Below are 17,471 nucleotides of genomic sequence, written 5' to 3' on the forward strand. Positions count from 1 at the left end.
CAACACAGTGCCCACACACGGCTTTTTCGGTCCGCTTGTGATTTCGCTTAAGTTATTGTTTCGGCTTGGTGAGCGCGCTGGGGCTCGAACCCAGGACCCCGTGATTAAAAGTCACGTGCTCTACCGGCTGAGCTACGCGCTCCCATGGCCGCTGATGGCTTTCAAGATCGATCGCCATCGTCTTCGGACATTCGAGAAGCATGTCTTGCCGCTGCCTCAACTGGCGTCGCGGGGAAAAACCGGCTGTTTCCGGATCATGCTTTCGGCCCGCGCTGTGTAGGGGGATGGGGCGCTGAGGTCAATAGTGCGAGTGGCGGCCCAAACTCTTTGCGGAGGCGGGGATTCGCTCGCGGTATCCGCAGCTTAAGTCGGAATTTTCAACCCGATTGGCGGCCCGCTATCCACGCCGAACAGCGCCGGTGGCTTGCCGGCGCGGAGGTTTCAGCCGCGCCGCGAGACCGTCCGGCCCGTCAGTTCGCCTCCCGCCGCACTTCGCTCGGCACCGGTTGCGGCGTGCCGGCGGGGGTCGGCAGCGCGACCGGGCGCAGGCCGATCAGCTCGGCGGTGCGGATCGCGCTGTCGCGCCAGAACTGGAACGAGTTGATGCGGCTGAGCTCGAGGATCGCGATCGCGACCGCGGCCAGGAACGGCAGGCTTTGCAGCACCAGGACGCCGGCGAAGATGTAGATCTCGGTGATCTGGCGATAGCTGTTGGAGGCGATCAGCACGCCGGCGCCGATCACCAGCAGGGTGCCGATCACGGCCTCCCAGAACGCCTGGAACTCGATCGACATCCTGGACAGGCCGCCCTTGGAGGTGCGCGCGAACGCGATGTGCTCGGTGATCAACCCCTGCGCGACCGCGCGCGACACCGTCCATTGCACGCTCATCGCGGCGATCATCGCGCCCATCATCTGGCCGGGCTTGATCGCGACGCGCGCGCGGTACATCGACAGGAAGTGCGCGAGCGAGACGATGAAGGCGCCGATGATCGGCAGGGTCAGGATCTTGTCGGGGATGGCGATGTCGGCGAAGGCGACGATCGGCACCCAGATGAGGTTGAGCAGCGCCACCACCACGCCGAGGCTTTCGGCGCCGAGCCAGTTCAGCCAGCCCAAGCCATATTCGCGCTTCTGGTCGGGCGTCAGCCGGCTGCGGCCGGGCAGGAAGTGCCGCCAGTGCTTCTTCACGATCTGGAGGCCGCCATAGGCCCAGCGGTGACGCTGCTTCTTGAAGGCCTCGTAGGTGTCGGGGAGCAGGCCCTGGCCGTAGCGGTGATTGGTGTAGTGGGTGGTCCAGCCGAGCTGCTGGATCGCAAGGCCGAGATCGCTGTCCTCGCAGATCGTGTCGGATGACCAGCCGCCGGCCATGTCCATCGCGGCACGGCGGATCAGGCACATCGTGCCGTGCACGATGATGGCGTTGGCCTCGTTGCGCTGGACCATGCCGATGTCGAAGAAGCCGGCATATTCGCCGTTCATGATGTAGTGCATGATCGACAGGTCGCCGTCGCGATGCTCCTGCGGCGCCTGCACGAGGCCGACGCGCGGGTCGGCGAAAGCCGGCACGAGGTCCTTCAGCCAGTCGGGATCGACGACATAATCGGCATCGAGAATGCCGATGATCTCGGCATCGACGGCGGTGCGGTCCATCGCGATCCGCAGCGCGCCGGCCTTGAAGCCCTGCACCTTCTCGGCGTTGATGAACTTGAAGCGTTCACCGAGCGCGCGGCAATGGTCCTGGATCGGCTGCCAGAACGCGGGATCGGGCGTGTTGTTGATGATGACGACGCATTCGTAGTTCGGATAGTTCAGCCGCGACAGCGCATCGAGCGTCTGCTTCAGCATCTCGACCGGCTCGAAATAAGCGGGGATGTGGATCGAGACCTTCGGGTAGTAATTCTCGGGAACGTTCTCGACCGGCTTGCTCTTGGAGAGCAGCCGCTGCGGCGGCCGGCCCAAGGCCACTGCCGCGATCTCGTCGACGCGCGCCATCGCGATGAGGACAAGGGGAACAAGCAGGATCATGCCGAGCGTGAGCGCGAAGGCCGAGCCGAAGATGAAATAGTGGTCATTCCAGAACGCGAACACGGTCGCGGCCCAGGCGCCGACGCCGTTGGCGGTCGCCGACAGCAGGAACGCCTGCCTGGCGGTCGGCTGCTCCAGCCGCAGGATCGGCAGCGACAGGAGGATGCCGACCAGCAGCGCAATTCCCATCAGCTTCCAGTAGTCAGGATTCTCGACCGGTCCGGTCCAGGCGAATTTCGGCTCGCGGCTGGCGTTGAGGATGCCCCAGTACGGACCGACGCCGCCCTCGAAATATTTCCAGGGCTGATCGATGGCTTCGACGATGTTGTATTCCATGCCGATGGCTTCGGCGCGGCTGACGAAGTTGCGCAGGGTCAGCGCCTGTTGGAACGGGCCGGGGTCGGCGTTGCGCAGATTGTAGCCCTGGCTCGGCCAGCCGAATTCGGCGATCACGATGCGCTTGCCGGGGAACAGGTTGCGCAGCAGGTTGTAGCGGTCGACGGCCTGGTCGACCGCCTGGTCCGAGCGGAAGTTTTCCCAATAGGGCAGCACGTGGGCGGCGATGAAGTCGACGTTGGAGGCAAGGTCGGGATTGTCGCGCCAGATGTTCCAGATCTCGCCGGTCGTGACGGGCACGCGGACCGAGCCCTTGACCTTCTTGATCATGTCGATGAGGTCTTCGACCTTCTGCTCGCCGCGGTAGATCACCTCGTTGCCGACCACGACGCCGACGACGTTGCTGTTCTTGCGGGCAAGCTCGATGGCAGCCTTGATCTCGCGCTCGTTGCGATCCTTGTCCTTGTCGATCCAGGCGCCGACGGTGACCTTGAGGCCGAACTCGGCCGCGATCGGCGGCACCAGCTCGACGCCGCCGGTGGACGAATAGAGACGGATCGCGCGCGTCATCGTCGACAGCGTCTTCAGGTCGGCGCGGATTTTCTCGACGGTGGGGATGTTGTCGATATCGGGGTGGGCCGCGCCTTCGAACGGGGCGTAGGAGACGCTGGGCAGCAGGCCTTTGAAGTCGGGCGCGGGTTCCTTGTCGCGCAGGACTCCCCAGATGCCGGCGTGAAGCACGGACACAAGCAACAGAACGGCGGCGACAACGCGCATCGCGGCTAAACCAAAAGGGGCTGAGGTGGCAGGGAAGCGGATCCGACCCCGAGATCCGACCGAGTCCGCGGCAAATGGAGCATACCTCTGCCGCGCGGTTTCACAACTGTCATGGCCTCATGACCGTATGAGGGCATGACAGTTTTGGAATGTGCGGCAGTGCCAACCGCTTCTATCGCCGATCGTTCCTGAACGGCGGCTGAAACGATCGCGGCTATTTCGAGGGCGCCGGTGTCGGGCTTGCCGCAGGCGCGGGGCTCGCGGCCGGCTGCGGGGCCTGCGAATTGCCCGTGGTTGGCGCCGCCGGCTGGGAGGCGCTGGCTGACGCCTGCTGCGGCTGGGATGCCGGGTTGATCCAGCAGGCGTGCACGCGGCTGTCCAGGGTCTCGGCGACCTTGGGATCGATCTGGCCGCCAAAGCGGGTCAGGCAGCGGAAGGCGGCCTGGATGTGGCCGCCGGGGCAGCCGAAGCGGTCGTAGAGGTCGAGATGGCGGAACGCGGTATCGAGGTCGTCGCGCCACATCAGCCGCACCACGCGCCGGCCGAGCCAGACGCATTCGGGGTTGCCGGCCGGGCCGTTGATGACCTGGGCTGCTTCGGCGAACTCGTCGGTGCGGCGCTGGTTCTGGGCGGCGTCCTTGGCGGCGGCATCGGCGGGCTGGGTGGCTGCCTTGCCCTGGTCCGGGGCGGGCGTGCCGCTCTGGGCGGAGGCGCCACCGAGACCGACCATCACGACCAGGGAGGCGACGGCCAAGGTGGCGGCGAACTGCCGCAGGACCGCATTTCGTAACTCGAACACCCGTTGCCGCATGAATTCCCCAATATATCAGCTGACCGCCCGCGCCAGGACCTCGCGGACTCGCCGGTGATGGCGTCCAAATGGGTCCCCAATGCGGCGGCAAAGTCCTGCCGAGTCCATGACCTGAATTTGAAATTTTGTCCAGCAAAGTCACGATCCTAGGCCTCTGTCGAACGGCCGCAGGTAAATTCCTCGGGGGAGGGAAGGATCCATCCCGGACACACCCCTTGGCAGATGGCGCGTGAGCAGGTAATCGACGGCACCTCGCGGAGGACGGAACCGATTTCTCTTCGTACGCCACTGGCGCTTCTGCTCGTTTCACTGGGTGCGATTGCTGCCGTGTGGTGGTGGCTGGCCACGCCAATCACGCTCGCGCGCGCCCCGATCGACCCGGCCGACAAGGTCCAATGCGTCTCCTATGCGCCGTTCCGCGGGGAACAGTCGCCGCTGAACGCGTGGACCCATATCGAAGCCGACCAGATCGAGCAGGATTTGCGACAGCTCAAGGAGATCACCGACTGCGTCCGCACCTATTCGATGGAGAACGGGCTCGACCAGGTGCCGGCGATCGCCGCCAAGGTCGGCGGGCTGAAGGTGCTCCAGGGCATCTGGCTCTCCAGCAACCGCGCCAAGAATTTTGAGCAGGCCGCGCTCGCCGTCCGCCTTTCCAAGGAATTCCCCGGCATCATCACCAGCGTCATCGTCGGCAACGAGGTGCTGCTGCGCGGCGAGATGACGACGGCGGACCTCGTCTCCATCATCCGCTCGGTGAAGGCGCAGGTCAGCGTGCCCGTCACCTATGCCGACGTCTGGGAGTTCTGGCTCAGGAATCGCGAGGTCTATGACGCCGTCGACTTCGTCACGATCCACATCCTGCCTTATTGGGAGGATGTTCCGGTGAAGGCGAAGTTCGCAGCGAGCCATGTCGAGGCGATCCGCGAGCGCATGGCGGTCGCGTTCCCCGGCAAGGAAATCCTGATCGGCGAGACCGGCTGGCCCAGCGAAGGGCGCATGCGCGAGGGCGCGCTGCCGTCGCGCACCAACCAGGCGCGCGTCGTCTCGGAAATCCTGGGCCTGGCGAAAGCGAACAAGTTTCGCGTCAATCTGATCGAGTCCTATGACCAGCCCTGGAAGCGCAAGCTGGAAGGCACCGTCGGCGGCTATTGGGGCCTGTACGACTCGGTGCGCCGGAACCTGAAATATCCGCCGGGCCAGCCGATCAGCAATTTCCCGTACTGGAAATGGTACATGGGCGCCGGCATGGGCCTCTGCGTGCTGGTGTTCGCGGTCGCCGGCCTCACGCTGCGCAGGCGGCCGTGGACGCCGCGCTTCTCGGCCTGGCTCGGCGTCGCGATCTCGGCGACGTCAGCGGGCACCCTGCTCGGGATCGGCGCCGACAAGATGTATTATGAGAGCTACGGCATCGGCGGCTGGCTGCACTGGGGCGCGCTGCTTCTGGCCGGCATCCTGTCGCCGATCTTCTGCGCGCAGGCGATGGTGATCGGCCGCAGCCTTCCGACCTTCCTCGATCTGCTCGGCCCGCGCGAGGGCCGCAAATGGTCGAAGCTCACCGCCGTGCTCGGCCTGACGCTGGCGGTGACCGCGGTGATCGCGACGCAGACCGCGCTCGCCTTCGTGTTCGACTCGCGCTACCACGACTTCCCCTACGCCTCGCTGACGATGGCGGTGGTGCCGTTCGCGGTGCTGATGCTGAACCGGCCGCAGATCGGCCAGCGTCCGATGGCGGAATCGGTATTCGCGGGCCTGCTCACGCTGGCGGCCGCCTATGTGCTGTTCAACGAGGGCCGCGAGAACTGGCAGTCGCTGTGGACCTGCGCGATCTACTTGCTGTTCGCGTTCACGCTGTGGCGGGCGCGGGCCGAGCAAATCCAAGAATGAACAGGCCGATCGCAAGGCCCGACAGCACGACATTGTAGAGCACGATGCCGAGGCCGGCGGCGACGATGCCGACGGTCAGCAGCACGATCGACGGCCGCATCAGGTTCAGTGTCGCAACCACCAGCGCGACGATGCCGAACACCGAATTCTTGAACAGCACCGTCGAGACCGTGCGCGCCTTGCAGATCAGCGTCTGCAGGCCAGCGTCACAGGCGAGGCCGACGGTCGAGTTCTCGATGCCGAGATAGCGCAAATAGATCGCATAGCCGACGGACACGAAACCGACGACGATCAGGAACTGCACCTGGTAGGGCGTGAGGCGGAAGGGCTTTTTTGTCATGGGCGCAATATGGTCGGGATGACGGGAGGGGGCAACAGGCGAGGTGGATATTTCTGATCACTTGCGCCGTTCGGCGAGCCATCGCTAGACGGCCATTGAGGGCCCCCCCCAAGGGCTGCGTAACAAGAGGGTCGCGCAACAAGGATCCGCGGTAATGATCTAACTCGTGCGCGTTCCTACCGCCTGAAGAACGACGACAGCGTTGATCCCGTCGAGGCCGTCTCCGGCTTCGCTGGTGCGGCCGGTGGCTGAGGTGCGGGGGCAGGCGCGGGCTCCTCGCGCTTCGACGAGCGTTTCGAGGAGTAGCTGCGGCGGCGCTTCTCCGGTTTGGCGGCAGGAGCGGGGGCCGGCGCGGTCTCGGCTTGCGGGACCGCGTCCTGGGTCTTGTCCGCGTTCTTCTCCTGAACTCGGTCCTGAGTCTTCTCTTGTCCCTTCTCCGATCCGCCGCGCATCGACAGCCGCTGGCCGTCGAACACGGTGGTCTCGCAATGGCGGTCGTTCTCGGCGAGGCCCGCGCAGAGCTTTGCGGCAGCGGCGGCATTGATCAGCGGGCCGGCGCCCAAGCGGAGCTGCATGCCGACGCCGGTGTTGCCTTCCTTGATCATGATGATCGGCCGCAGCGCAGCGACCTCCGGATTGGACTTGATCAGGCCGCGCCAGAGCGCGCGCAGGCCGTCGAGCGAGTTGGCGCCGCCGAGGTCGATGGCGAAGCGCGTCTGCTGGACCGCGATTGCAGGAGCCTCGCTCTCGGCCGTCTCCGGCGGCTTGGCCGGCGCCGCGGCGACCTCGGTCGGGGCGGGCGTCTGTTCGGGCTTCTTCTCGGCGGCCTTCTCAGTCGTCTCGGGCTGCGTCAGCTTCGATGCGGCGGGATCGGGTGGCGCCATGATCGACTTGGATGGCACCAGCGGAAGCATGGGCAGTGCCGACGTTGTCAGCGGCGACTGCGACACCAGCGAGGCCATGGCGGCGTTCTGCGGCGGCGGGATCAACTGATCCTTTGCGGCCTCCTTCACAGCGTCTTTTGTCGGCTCCTTCGCCTGGTCCTTCGCGGCTGCCGCGCGCGGCTTGTCACTCGAGGGAGCCGGCGTCGAGGCGACCGGCGCGACGGTCGGCGCCGCGGGCTGGGTGTCGGGCGCCGGCGCGTCCTGCGGCTTCGCGCTCTGCTTGGCGATGGCGCCGGTGACGGAATCCATCCCTTGCTCGAGCACGGTGACGCGCGAATAGAGCCGGTCACGATCGGTGTTCAACGTCTCGATGGCGGAGGCGAGGCGGCGAGCCTCGTTCTGGCTCTCCTTGGTCAGCATCTGGAGCCGGTCGGCCTGGCGCGACAGATCGGCCGACGCAACCTGGTCACGGCGCCAGCCGAGCTGGGCCTGATTGGCCATCACGGCCATCACGACGGCGCCGACGGCAATCACACCCCACGCGCCCAGCCGCCACATCATGCTGCGGTCGACCGCGCTTTCCTCGGCCAGAAGTCCGGAGAACAGCCCGCCGGTCTCCTTGGTCCCGAAGGCGTCCGCCAGTGGGTCGGAATCCTTTGCCATGAACGTTAAGTGCCCAGCCCCGAACAGCTTCCCCGAATCAATCAGGGAACATTAACAGGAAAACCCCGTCGCACTTGAATTCCGGGCGTTTGCGGGGGTAGCAAGGCGACAGCTCGTGACGGCATCGGCCTGCCGCCGCCCGTTGATTCGGCCATGTTTGACAGGATTTTGATGACCGCCCGTTCCAGCCTCACGATCGTGCTCGCCGCCGGCGAAGGCACGCGCATGCGATCGAACCTGCCGAAAGTGCTGCATCCGGTCGCACACCAGAGCCTGCTCGCGCACGTGCTCGCCGCCACACCGAAGGGAACCGGCACCTCGCTCGCCGTCGTGATCGGCCCCGACCATCAGGCGGTCGGGGACGAGGCGAAGCGCATCCGTCCCGATGCGCTCACCTTCGTGCAGGCAGAACGGCTCGGCACCGCGCATGCGGTGCTGGCGGCGCGCGAGGCGATTGCGCGGGGCGCCGACGATCTGCTGATTGCCTTCGGCGACACGCCGCTGATCTCGGCCGAGACCTTTGCGCGGCTGCGCGCGCCACTCGCGAAGGGTGCAGCAATCGCCGCGCTCGGCTTTCGCGCCGCCGATCCCACCGGCTATGGCCGCTTCATCGTCGAGGGCGACCGTCTGGTCGCGATCCGCGAGCATGCCGATGCCAGCGCGGAAGAGCGCAAGATCGATCTGTGCAATGCCGGCCTGATGGCGATCGACGGGCGCCGTGCACTCGCGATCCTCGACAAGATCGGCAATGCGAATTCGAAGGGCGAATATTATCTGACCGACGCGGTCGGCGTCGTTCGTGAACAGGGATGGGAGGCCGTCGTGATCGAGACCAGCGAGGACGAGGTGCGCGGCATCAACACCAAGGCGCAGCTTGCGGAGGCCGAAAGCGTGATGCAGGCGCGCTTGCGAAAAGCGGCGATGGAAGCAGGCGTCACGCTGATCGCGCCCGAGACCGTTTATCTGTCCGCCGACACCGTGTTCGGCAATGACGTCACCATCGAGCCGTTCGTTGTGATCGGTCCGGGCGTGTCGATCGCCGACGGCACGGTGATCCATTCCTTCTCGCATATCGTGCAGACCACGCTCGGCAAGAACGTCTCGATCGGCCCCTATGCGCGGCTGCGACCCGGCACCTCGCTCGGCGACGGCGCGCGCATCGGCAATTTCGTCGAGACCAAGGCCGCGACGCTGGAGGCCGGCGTCAAGGTCAACCATCTCTCCTATATTGGTGACGCCACCATCGGCGCCAATTCCAACATCGGCGCCGGCACCATCACCTGCAACTACGACGGCTTCAAGAAGCATAAGACGGTCATCGGGCAGGGAGCCTTCGTCGGCACCAACTCATCGCTGGTCGCACCGGTGAAAATCGGCAACGGCGCCTATATCGGCTCCGGCTCGGTGATCACCCGCGACGTGCCCGACGACGCCATGGCGCTGGAGCGCAACCAGCAGACGATCCGGGAAGGCGGCGCTGCGCGCTATCGCGAGATGAAGACGGGCGGCAAGAAGCCGGAAAAGAAGCCGGAGAACTAAGCGCCAAATGCGGTGTCCTCTCGCTTTGTGCGCGATCTCTTCAGTTTTCTGATCGACACATTCGTCACGGGGATGGGGCGACTGCCGCTGCGGGAAATGAACGAGTACGATCCGCCCGAGATTTTGGCCCTCGTCATCGGGCTGGCGTTCTGGGCGCTCCTCATTTTCCTCGTCTGGGCCGTGATGCTGGGGTGGTAAGGCGCGCCGCTACTCGTCGTCGGAGAATTCCGAGAAGATCGCGCGCGTCAGGCGCCAGCCGCGCGGCTTGGCCCGTTTCGCAGGTTCTCCGGCGGCGTGCTTGACGAAGACGGGCTTGCTTTCCTTGCCGCGCTGGGGCGGCGGCCAATGCGCAAGGTGCGTGCCAGTGGTCTCGCTGGCGTGGGCATACATCGATGACAGGCCTTTGCGGCCGGACGAGCTTTTCATGACCTTACTCCCTGGCCGGGAATCGTTGGTCAAACTTATTGACAACAAGTTAATTCGCGCGGTTTAAGGCCGGCCAATTCGACGCAGTCGAAATCGGAAGCGAACCGGCGCTGTCTCAATCCGCAATAATTATTGAGTATCTGGTTCCTTAGGAACTTCGCTAAAGACCGAGCGGATCGTTTAGGCGATTTTTCGACGATTTGGGGGATATTGATCCGCATGTGCGGGATTGTCGGCATTCTCGGGCGCACGCCGGTTGCAGAGCAATTGGTGGATTCGCTCAAACGTCTTGAATATCGCGGTTACGACTCCGCGGGCGTCGCCACGCTCGAAGGCAAGCATCTCGCGCGCCGCCGCGCCGAGGGCAAGCTGAAGAATCTGGAGAAGCGTCTCGAGGCCGAGCCGCTCAAAGGCACGACCGGCATCGGCCACACCCGTTGGGCCACCCACGGCAAGCCGACCGTCAACAATGCCCATCCGCACGCGACCGAACGCGTTGCCGTGGTCCACAACGGCATCATCGAGAATTTCCGCGAGCTGCGCGAGGAGCTCGAGAAAAAGGGCACGGTGTTTCACACCGAGACCGACACCGAGATCGTGCTGCATCTCGTGGACGATCTGCTCACGCGCGGCAACAAGCCCGTGGAAGCGGTGAAGCTGACGCTGGCGCGGCTGCGCGGGGCCTTCGCGCTCGGCTTCATCTTCGCCGGTGACGACGACCTCATGATCGGCGCCCGCAACGGCCCGCCGCTTGCGATCGGATATGGCGACGGCGAGATGTATCTCGGCTCCGACGCCATTGCGCTCGGCCCGTTCACCGACACGATCAGCTATCTCGAAGACGGCGACTGGGTCGTGCTGACGCGCAAGGGCGCTACGGTCTTCGACAAGGACGGCCACGCCGTCCAGCGCGAGAAGATCAAGCACGCCGCCTCGACCTCGCTGGTCGACAAGGCCAATTACCGCCACTTCATGGCGAAGGAAATTCACGAGCAGCCGGAAGTGGTCGGCCACACGCTGGCGCGCTATGTCGACATGGCGACCGAGCGCGTCTCGCTGCCGGTCAAGCTGCCCTTCGACTTCAAGAGCATCCAGCGCATCAACATCACCGCCTGCGGCACCGCGAGCTATGCCGGCTTCGTCGCGAAATACTGGTTCGAACGCTTTGCGCGCGTGCCGGTCGAGGTCGATGTCGCCTCCGAATTCCGCTACCGCGAGGCGCCGTTGCGCAAGGGCGATCTCGCCATCTTCATCTCGCAGTCGGGCGAGACCGCCGACACGCTGGCCGCGCTGCGTTATGCCAAGGCCGAGGGTGTGCACACGGTGGCCGTCGTCAACGTGCCGACCTCGACGATCGCGCGCGAGAGCGAGACCGTGCTGCAGACGCTCGCCGGTCCCGAGATCGGCGTCGCCTCGACCAAGGCCTTCACCTGCCAGCTCATGGTGCTGGCAAATCTTGCGATCGCGGCCGGCAAGGCCCGCGGCGAATTGTCCGACGAGGACGAGACCAAGCTCGTTCATGGCCTCGTCGAGATCCCGCGCCTGATGTCGGACGCGCTCACCACCGAGCTCCAGATCGAGAAGCTGGCGCGTGAGATCGCCAAATCGCGCGACGTGCTCTATCTCGGCCGCGGCACCAGCTTCCCGCTCGCGCTCGAAGGCGCGCTGAAGCTGAAGGAGATCTCCTATATCCATGCCGAGGGCTATGCCGCCGGCGAGCTGAAGCACGGGCCGATCGCGCTGATCGACGAGACCATGCCGGTCGTCGTCATCGCCCCCTATGACCGCGTGTTCGAAAAGACCGTCTCCAACATGCAGGAGGTTGCCGCCCGCGGCGGCAGGATCATCCTGATGACGGACGCCAAGGGCGCGGAGGAGGCGACCGTCGAGTCCCTCGTCACCATCGTCATGCCCGACATGGCGGCCGCGTTCACACCGATGGTCTATGCCGTCCCCGTTCAGCTGCTCGCCTATCATACAGCGGTCATCATGGGCACCGACGTCGACCAGCCGCGCAACCTCGCGAAATCGGTGACCGTGGAATAGGCAGAAGGGATCAGGCCGGAACGCTAGGTAGTCTTCCAAAACCTGCTAGAAGACCCTAGCTTGAGTGCAGCGACCGACCTGGAACCCGAATGACCCCCCGCGACGACGCGCCTGCGCCGCTTGATCCCATCCCGGAACCGCATACCGGCCTGATGGGCCGCTTCCGCAATTATTTCCTCACCGGCCTTGTCGTGACGGGGCCAATTGCCATCACGCTGTATCTGGTCTGGTGGTTCGTCACTTGGGTTGACGGCGTGGTGCGGCCGTTCGTGCCGTTGGCCTACCGGCCCGAAACCTATCTGCCGTATGTCATTCCAGGTTGGGGACTGATTGTCGCATTCTTCACGCTGACGCTGGTCGGCTTCCTCGCGGCCAATCTGATCGGCCGGACGCTGGTCGATATCGGCGAGACCTTCCTCGGCCGGATTCCGGCGGTGCGCGCCATCTATCGCGGCCTGAAGCAGGTGTTCGAGACGCTGTTCTCGGGCAAGGGCTCGAGCTTCCGGAAGGTCGGCCTGGTTGAGTTTCCGTCGCCGGGCATGTGGTCGATCGTGCTGATCTCGCAGTCGCCGAATGAAGAGGTCGCGCGCAGCCTGCCGGGGCAGGAGGAGCACGTCTCGGTGTTCCTGCCGTGCTCGCCGAACCCGACCACGGGCTTCTTCTTCTACGTGCCCAAGAGCAAGATCGTCGAGGTCGACATGAGCACCGAAGATGCCGCGACCCTGATCATGTCGGCCGGCGTGGTGCAGCCGGGCTCGGCGCCCGATCCGAAGAAGGCCGCCGCGCTCGCGGGCATGGCGAACGCCGCGCGCATTGCCAACGCGTCCGCGCTCCAGCCCCAGCCCGCGAAGGTGGAGTAGGGCCATTCCCGTTTCGGATGGCCGCATTCACGCAAGCACTTTCGTCCTCTGCTAGTCTTCCGGTTGAATTGAGCGCCTCGCTCGGAATTCGACCTGGAGTGCATGATGACGAAGACCATTGCGATTCTCGCGCCCGGCGCCATGGGCAGCGCCGTGGCCCGCCGCCTCGGCGAAAACGGTGCGCGCGTGCTGACGTCGTTGAAGGGGGCGCAGCGAGGCGACGCAAAAGCGCGCCGCCGATGCCGGCATGATCGGCGCCGAGGACGACGCGATCGTGGAGGCCGACATCATCCTTTCGATCGTGCCGCCGGGCGAAGCCGTGGCTTTGGCCGAACGCCTGGCCGCGCTGATCGTCCGGCGCGAGAAGAAGCCCATCGTCGTCGACTGCAACGCGGTCAATGTCGATACCGTTCAAAGAATCGAGGAGATCATCGGCTCGGCACAGGCGCCGTTCGTCGATGGCGGCATCATCGGCTTCCCGCCGCAGCCCGGCGGCAAGAGCCCGGCTTTCTACCTGTCCGGCGAGTACGCTGGGGATCTCGCGGTGCTGAAGGATCTCGGGCTCGACGTGCGGATTGTCGAGGGCCCCGTCGGCGCGGCCTCCGCGCTGAAGATGTCCTATGCAGGTATCGTCAAGGGCCTGGCCGGCATCGGCTCGGCCATGGTGGTCGCGGCCACGAAAGCGGGCGCGGCTGACGCGCTGCGCGACGAGCTCGCGCTGAGCCAGCCCGCGGTCCTGGCCCGGCTCGAAGTCGCGCTGCCGGACATGATCCCGAAAGCCTATCGCTGGGTCGCGGAGATGCGGGAGATCTCGGGTTTCCTCGGGCCCGACCATCCGGCGAGCCAGATCTACGAAGGCTTTGCGCGCTGGTTCGAGCACCTCGCCGCGGACGCGAATGGCGAAGCGGTGGATGCGGCACTGCTGAAGGCGTTCGCTGCGCGTGTCGCGCAGAAGAAGGCCTGACCGTCCAGTCTGAAGTCACGGCGATGGATCACTCGCAGTGTACTGAAACCGACTCCAGAAAACCCTGGATGTCCCGGTCGCGTCTCAGGCGCACGACCGGGACATCGGGGCCATATTGAAGGCGCTCGGCCTCGATGACGGGCACGCGCTCGGTGTCGTAGCGCCACGCCTCCTTCATCAGTTTCCAGTCGAACTGTTCCGGACATCCCTCGGGCAGATCGGGTCGCGTCGTGTCGCGATCGAACGCGGAGCGCCAGAGAATGCGCCACTGGCAGAGCCAGCGCGGGCGGTCGATGACGACCAGGGTGTCGGCACGCGCAAGCGTGAGATCGAAGGCGAGCCCCGAGAAGCTGCCGTCGATGACCCATGCGTCGCCCGCGATCGCCTCCGCGACGCGTAGACGGAAGCTGGCCTTGTCGGATGGATTCCATCCCGGCCGCCAATAGAGCACGTCGAGATGCACCACGGGCAGTCCAAGCTTCCGCCCGAGATTTCGAGAGAGGCTCGTCTTTCCGCTTCCCTGAGAACCGACAACGATGACCCTGCGCATGAGCGCAAGGTTTCATAAAGTCGACCGCGGCGAAAGGGTGAGTCTTCTGAAGCGGCTCTATCCACTTCGTCATTGCGAGCGCAGCGAAGCAATCCAGCCTGTCTCCGTGGGAAGATTCTGGATTGCTTCGCTGCGCTCGCAATGACGGGGAGGAGACGCCGCACGCCCCGTCTGCTATTGTTTCTGCGGAGACAGATGGATGCAATCGGAGTTCGAATGAGAGTGCTGGTGATCGGCGCAGGCGCGCTTGGAGGCTATTACGGAGCTCGCCTGGTCCGAGCGGGCGGCGACGTGACCTTTCTGGTGCGAGCGAAGCGTGCCGAGCAATTGCGGCGGAATGGATTGCAGGTCGTGAGCCCGCATGGCGACTTTGCCGTGCAGCCGAAGATCGTCCTGGCTAACGATCTCAAGGAGACGTTCGACGTCGTGCTGGTCGGGGTGAAATCCTACTCGCTCGACGATGCGATGGCCCAGTTTGCCCCGGCCGTTGGCGCCAACACGATGATTCTGCCGATACTCAACGGATTGAAACATATTGACGCTCTGACCGCGAAGTTCGGTGCTGCGCGCGTCCTCGGCGGCCTGGCGAACGTCAGCGCCGGGCTCGACGCGGATGGTCGTGTCGTTCAGTTCATGGCCAATCAGACCATCGTCTTCGGCGAGACCAACGGGGCGCCGAGCGAGCGTGCGCTCGCGCTGGAAACACTGCTCCATGTCCCCGGTATCGACGTGCGCGCCAGCGAAACGATCATGCAGGACATGTGGGAGAAATTCATCCAGCTCAGCACGCTCGCCGGCATCACTTGCCTGATGCGCGCAAGTATCGGCGACATCCTGGCGGTGCCGAACGGCGAGCAGTCCATTTTCCGGCTGTTCGCGGAATGCTGTGCCGTTGCAACGGCGTCGGGTTTTGAGCCACGCGCCCCGTTCATCGAGTTCGACCGGAAACTGTTCACCACCCCGGACTCGCCGCTCAAGGCTTCGATGCTGCGCGATATCGAGCGTGGTTCGGTTACCGAAGCGGAGCATATCCTGGGCGATATGGCCAATCGCGCCCGCACGCTCGGTATCGATACGCCGCTGCTGGATCTGGCCCGCGCGCATGTGGCGGCTTATGAGGTCGGGCGCCGAAGAGCAGCAGGCTAACCCGCCCCGATCAGCGGGATCGCCTCGTCCCGCTCGTAGAGATACAGCAGGCACCGCAGCGCCTCGCCGCGCTCGCCTTTCAGCTTCGGATCGTCCTTCAGGATCCGCAGCGCCTCGTCTCTAGCCTGGGTGATGAGCTGGCCGTGCACCTCCGAGCGCGCGATGCGGTAGCCGGGCAGGCCGCTCTGGCGCACGCCGAGCACATCGCCTTCGCCGCGCAGCTTCAAATCTTCCTCGGCGATGCGAAAACCGTCGGTGGTCTCGCGGATCACCTTCAGGCGTGCCTTCGACATCTCGCCGAGCGGCTCCGAGTAGAGAAGGAGACAGGTCGAGGCTTCCGAGCCGCGCCCGATGCGGCCGCGCAGCTGGTGCAGCTGGGCAAGGCCAAACCGTTCGGCGTTCTCGATCACCATGATGGTCGCGGCCGGCACGTCGACGCCGACCTCGACCACGGTGGTCGCAACCAGAAGCCCGATCTCATGGGCGGCGAACTGGCCCATCACGCGGTCCTTCTCGGTGCCCTTCATCTGGCCGTGGACGAGGCCGACGCGGTCGCCGAAACGCTTTTGCAAGCTCTCGAAGCGTTTGGTCGCATTGGTCAGGTGCTCGGTGCCCTCGGCCTCGGATTCCTCGACCAGCGGGCAGATCCAGTAGACCAGCTTGCCCGCCTCCAGGGCCCGGCCGATGCTGTCCGTGACCTCATTGAGGCGACTCATCGATATGGTGCGGGTCTCGATCGGCTGGCGGCCGGCGGGCTTCTCGCGCAACTCGGAGATGTCCATGTCGCCGAAATAGGTCAGCACCAGCGTGCGCGGGATCGGCGTCGCACTCAGCACCAGCACGTCGACGGCGGCGCCCTTCGAGGTCAGCGCGAGGCGTTCGCGCACGCCGAAACGATGCTGCTCGTCGACGACGGCCAGGGCGAGATCGTTGAAGATCACGTCGTCCTGGATCAGGGCATGGGTGCCGACGAGGAGATTGATCTCGCCGGCTTCGAGTTGCGCCAACAGCTCGCGCCGTTCCTTGCCTTTCTCGCGGCCGGTGAGGATGGCCACGCGCAGCCCTGCGCGCTCCGCGAGCGGGGCGATGGTCTTGATGTGCTGCCGCGCCAAAATTTCCGTCGGCGCCATCAGCGCCGCCTGCTTGCCGACTTCGGCGACGGCGGCGGCCGCCAGCAGCGCCACCACGGTCTTGCCCGAGCCGACATCGCCCTGAAGCAGGCGCAGCATGCGCACGGGCTGTTTTAGATCCTCGGCGATGGCGGCCGCGGCGTTGCGCTGGGACGGGGTCAGGGCATAGGGCAGGGCGTCGATGATCTTGTTGCGCAAGTGACCGTCGCCGGCGTTGCGGACGCCGGCCGGGCGGCGCAATTGGGCGCGGATCAGGGCCAGCGCGAGCTGGCCGGCCAAAAGCTCATCGAAGGCGAGGCGCGACCAGTAGGGTTTTTCGGGCAGGATGTCTGTCAGCTCGACCGGCTGGTGCACGCGGCTGAGCGCCTCGGTGACCGTCGGAAAACTGCAGCGGCGCATCACCTCCGGGCTGATCCATTCCGGCAGGGCCGGCAGCTTCTGCAGCGCTTGCGCGACCGCGCGGCGGAGCGAGCCGAGTGCCAGACCGGTGGTCAGCGGATAGACCGGATCGATGCCGGAGAGTTTTGCGATCGCCTCCTCGTCGAGCACGCGGTCGGGATGCACGATCTGCGGGATGCCGTCATACATCTGCAGCGTGCCCGAGACGTAGCGCTTCTCGCCCATCGGCAGCAGCTTTTCGACATAGCCGGGCTTGGCGCGGAAGAAGGTCAGCACGACGTCGCCGGTGTCGTCGCTGGCGTAGACGAGATAGGGCGCGCGGGCGTTGCGCGGCGGAGGCGGGCGATGGCGATCGACGGTGACCTCCAGCGTCACCATGGTTCCCTGGACGGCGTCGCGGATCTTTGGCCGCGCACGGCGGTCGATGACCTGGCTCGGCAAATGCAGCAGCAGGTCAACCAGGCGCGGCGTCTCATTGCGGCTGAGCAGGTACTGCAGCAGCTTGTCCTGCTTCGGACCGACGCCGGGCAGGCTGGTCACGGGAGCAAACAGCGGATTGAGCAGGCTGGGGCGCATGAGAGCGAATCTAGGATCGTTTCGGCCCGTCATGCCCGGCTTTATGCCGGGCATCCACGGCTTTTTTCGCGGCGCCCACGCGGGCAGCGGGCCATGCCAAATCGAGGGCT

At 65.3% G+C, this 17,471-nt stretch carries 13 protein-coding genes, 1 tRNA gene and 1 pseudogene; 7 read left to right on the plus strand and 8 right to left on the minus strand.

The annotated features are described in order from the left end of the window. Positions 1-66: 66 nt before the first annotated feature. The 3 genes from ACVJ5M_RS24380 to ACVJ5M_RS24390 form a co-directional block, all read right to left on the minus strand. A tRNA-Lys gene (locus tag ACVJ5M_RS24380) sits at positions 67-142 on the minus strand. A gap of 328 nt (positions 143-470) precedes the next feature. Continuing rightward, positions 471-3,140 (minus strand): glycosyltransferase, encoded by a 2,670-nt coding sequence (locus ACVJ5M_RS24385; protein ID WP_283016545.1) that lies wholly within the window; start codon positions 3,138-3,140, stop codon positions 471-473. 214 nt (positions 3,141-3,354) lie between these two features. Next, positions 3,355-3,951 (minus strand): beta-1-3, beta-1-6-glucan biosynthesis protein, encoded by a 597-nt coding sequence (locus ACVJ5M_RS24390; RefSeq protein ID WP_354099700.1) that lies wholly within the window; start codon positions 3,949-3,951, stop codon positions 3,355-3,357. 222 nt (positions 3,952-4,173) lie between these two features. Between ACVJ5M_RS24390 and ACVJ5M_RS24395 the strand changes: the two genes are divergently transcribed. Continuing rightward, positions 4,174-5,838 (plus strand): glycoside hydrolase family 17 protein, encoded by a 1,665-nt coding sequence (locus ACVJ5M_RS24395; RefSeq protein WP_283016544.1) that lies wholly within the window; start codon positions 4,174-4,176, stop codon positions 5,836-5,838. Here the strand turns inward: ACVJ5M_RS24395 and ACVJ5M_RS24400 are convergent. Further along, on the minus strand, positions 5,798-6,178 hold the full coding sequence (locus ACVJ5M_RS24400; RefSeq protein ID WP_028147889.1) for a hypothetical protein: 381 nt from the start codon (positions 6,176-6,178) through the stop codon (positions 5,798-5,800). The genes ACVJ5M_RS24395 and ACVJ5M_RS24400 overlap by 41 nt on opposite strands. 176 nt (positions 6,179-6,354) lie before the next feature. After that, positions 6,355-7,725, minus strand: coding sequence for a hypothetical protein (locus tag ACVJ5M_RS24405; protein WP_283016543.1), 1,371 nt, complete (start codon positions 7,723-7,725; stop codon positions 6,355-6,357). 171 nt (positions 7,726-7,896) lie between these two features. Between ACVJ5M_RS24405 and glmU the strand changes: the two genes are divergently transcribed. After that, positions 7,897-9,264 carry a bifunctional UDP-N-acetylglucosamine diphosphorylase/glucosamine-1-phosphate N-acetyltransferase GlmU gene (glmU, locus tag ACVJ5M_RS24410; protein WP_283018875.1) on the plus strand — a complete coding sequence of 456 codons (1,368 nt, stop codon included), beginning with the start codon at positions 7,897-7,899 and terminating at the stop codon, positions 9,262-9,264. A gap of 12 nt (positions 9,265-9,276) precedes the next feature. Then, positions 9,277-9,462: a hypothetical protein gene (locus tag ACVJ5M_RS24415; protein WP_283016542.1), complete on the plus strand. Its 186-nt coding sequence runs from the start codon at positions 9,277-9,279 to the stop codon at positions 9,460-9,462. Between the two features lie 9 nt (positions 9,463-9,471). Here the strand turns inward: ACVJ5M_RS24415 and ACVJ5M_RS24420 are convergent, their stop codons facing one another. Beyond that, entirely contained in the window at positions 9,472-9,690 is a 219-nt protein-coding gene (locus ACVJ5M_RS24420) for a hypothetical protein (RefSeq protein WP_028158733.1), read from the minus strand. Positions 9,691-9,909: 219 nt separating this feature from the next. On the opposite strand from ACVJ5M_RS24420, the gene glmS reads away from it, so the two are divergent. The 3 genes and pseudogenes from glmS (at position 9,910) to ACVJ5M_RS24435 (ending at position 13,560) form a co-directional block, all read left to right on the plus strand. Next, positions 9,910-11,736, plus strand: coding sequence for a glutamine--fructose-6-phosphate transaminase (isomerizing) (gene glmS, locus ACVJ5M_RS24425; protein WP_063983209.1), 1,827 nt, complete (start codon positions 9,910-9,912; stop codon positions 11,734-11,736). 89 nt (positions 11,737-11,825) lie between these two features. Beyond that, on the plus strand, positions 11,826-12,596 hold the full coding sequence (locus ACVJ5M_RS24430) for a DUF502 domain-containing protein (RefSeq protein WP_014495163.1): 771 nt from the start codon (positions 11,826-11,828) through the stop codon (positions 12,594-12,596). A gap of 105 nt (positions 12,597-12,701) precedes the next feature. Continuing rightward, positions 12,702-13,560, plus strand: a pseudogene (locus tag ACVJ5M_RS24435) (DUF1932 domain-containing protein). A 28-nt stretch (positions 13,561-13,588) separates the two neighbouring features. Here the strand turns inward: ACVJ5M_RS24435 and ACVJ5M_RS24440 are convergent. Continuing rightward, positions 13,589-14,026, minus strand: coding sequence for a P-loop NTPase family protein (locus ACVJ5M_RS24440; protein WP_283016539.1), 438 nt, complete (start codon positions 14,024-14,026; stop codon positions 13,589-13,591). Positions 14,027-14,326: 300 nt separating this feature from the next. Here ACVJ5M_RS24440 and panE point away from each other — a divergent pair, with 300 nt between their 5' ends. Continuing rightward, positions 14,327-15,256, plus strand: a complete 930-nt coding sequence (gene panE, locus ACVJ5M_RS24445) for a 2-dehydropantoate 2-reductase (protein ID WP_283016538.1) — start codon at positions 14,327-14,329, stop codon at positions 15,254-15,256. On the opposite strand, the gene recG is transcribed toward panE, so the two are convergent. After that, on the minus strand, positions 15,253-17,361 hold the full coding sequence (gene recG, locus ACVJ5M_RS24450) for an ATP-dependent DNA helicase RecG (RefSeq protein WP_283016537.1): 2,109 nt from the start codon (positions 17,359-17,361) through the stop codon (positions 15,253-15,255). The genes panE and recG overlap by 4 nt on opposite strands. Positions 17,362-17,471: the final 110 nt, after the last annotated feature.

This window comes from Bradyrhizobium sp. S3.7.6 (genome assembly GCF_054061875.1).

Excerpts from the sequence above, each read along its gene's own strand:
- recG (WP_283016537.1), bottom strand. The coding sequence starts at position 17,361 with ATGCGCCCCAGCCTGCTCAATCCGCTGTTTGCTCCCGTGACCAGCCTG.
- ACVJ5M_RS24385 (WP_283016545.1), bottom strand. The coding sequence starts at position 3,140 with ATGCGCGTTGTCGCCGCCGTTCTGTTGCTTGTGTCCGTGCTTCACGCC.
- ACVJ5M_RS24395 (WP_283016544.1), top strand. The coding sequence starts at position 4,174 with ATGGCGCGTGAGCAGGTAATCGACGGCACCTCGCGGAGGACGGAACCG.
- ACVJ5M_RS24405 (WP_283016543.1), bottom strand. The coding sequence starts at position 7,725 with ATGGCAAAGGATTCCGACCCACTGGCGGACGCCTTCGGGACCAAGGAG.
- glmU (WP_283018875.1), top strand. The coding sequence starts at position 7,897 with ATGACCGCCCGTTCCAGCCTCACGATCGTGCTCGCCGCCGGCGAAGGC.
- panE (WP_283016538.1), top strand. The coding sequence starts at position 14,327 with ATGAGAGTGCTGGTGATCGGCGCAGGCGCGCTTGGAGGCTATTACGGA.
- ACVJ5M_RS24420 (WP_028158733.1), bottom strand. The coding sequence starts at position 9,690 with ATGAAAAGCTCGTCCGGCCGCAAAGGCCTGTCATCGATGTATGCCCAC.
- glmS (WP_063983209.1), top strand. The coding sequence starts at position 9,910 with ATGTGCGGGATTGTCGGCATTCTCGGGCGCACGCCGGTTGCAGAGCAA.
- ACVJ5M_RS24430 (WP_014495163.1), top strand. The coding sequence starts at position 11,826 with ATGACCCCCCGCGACGACGCGCCTGCGCCGCTTGATCCCATCCCGGAA.
- ACVJ5M_RS24400 (WP_028147889.1), bottom strand. The coding sequence starts at position 6,178 with ATGACAAAAAAGCCCTTCCGCCTCACGCCCTACCAGGTGCAGTTCCTG.
- ACVJ5M_RS24390 (WP_354099700.1), bottom strand. The coding sequence starts at position 3,951 with ATGCGGCAACGGGTGTTCGAGTTACGAAATGCGGTCCTGCGGCAGTTC.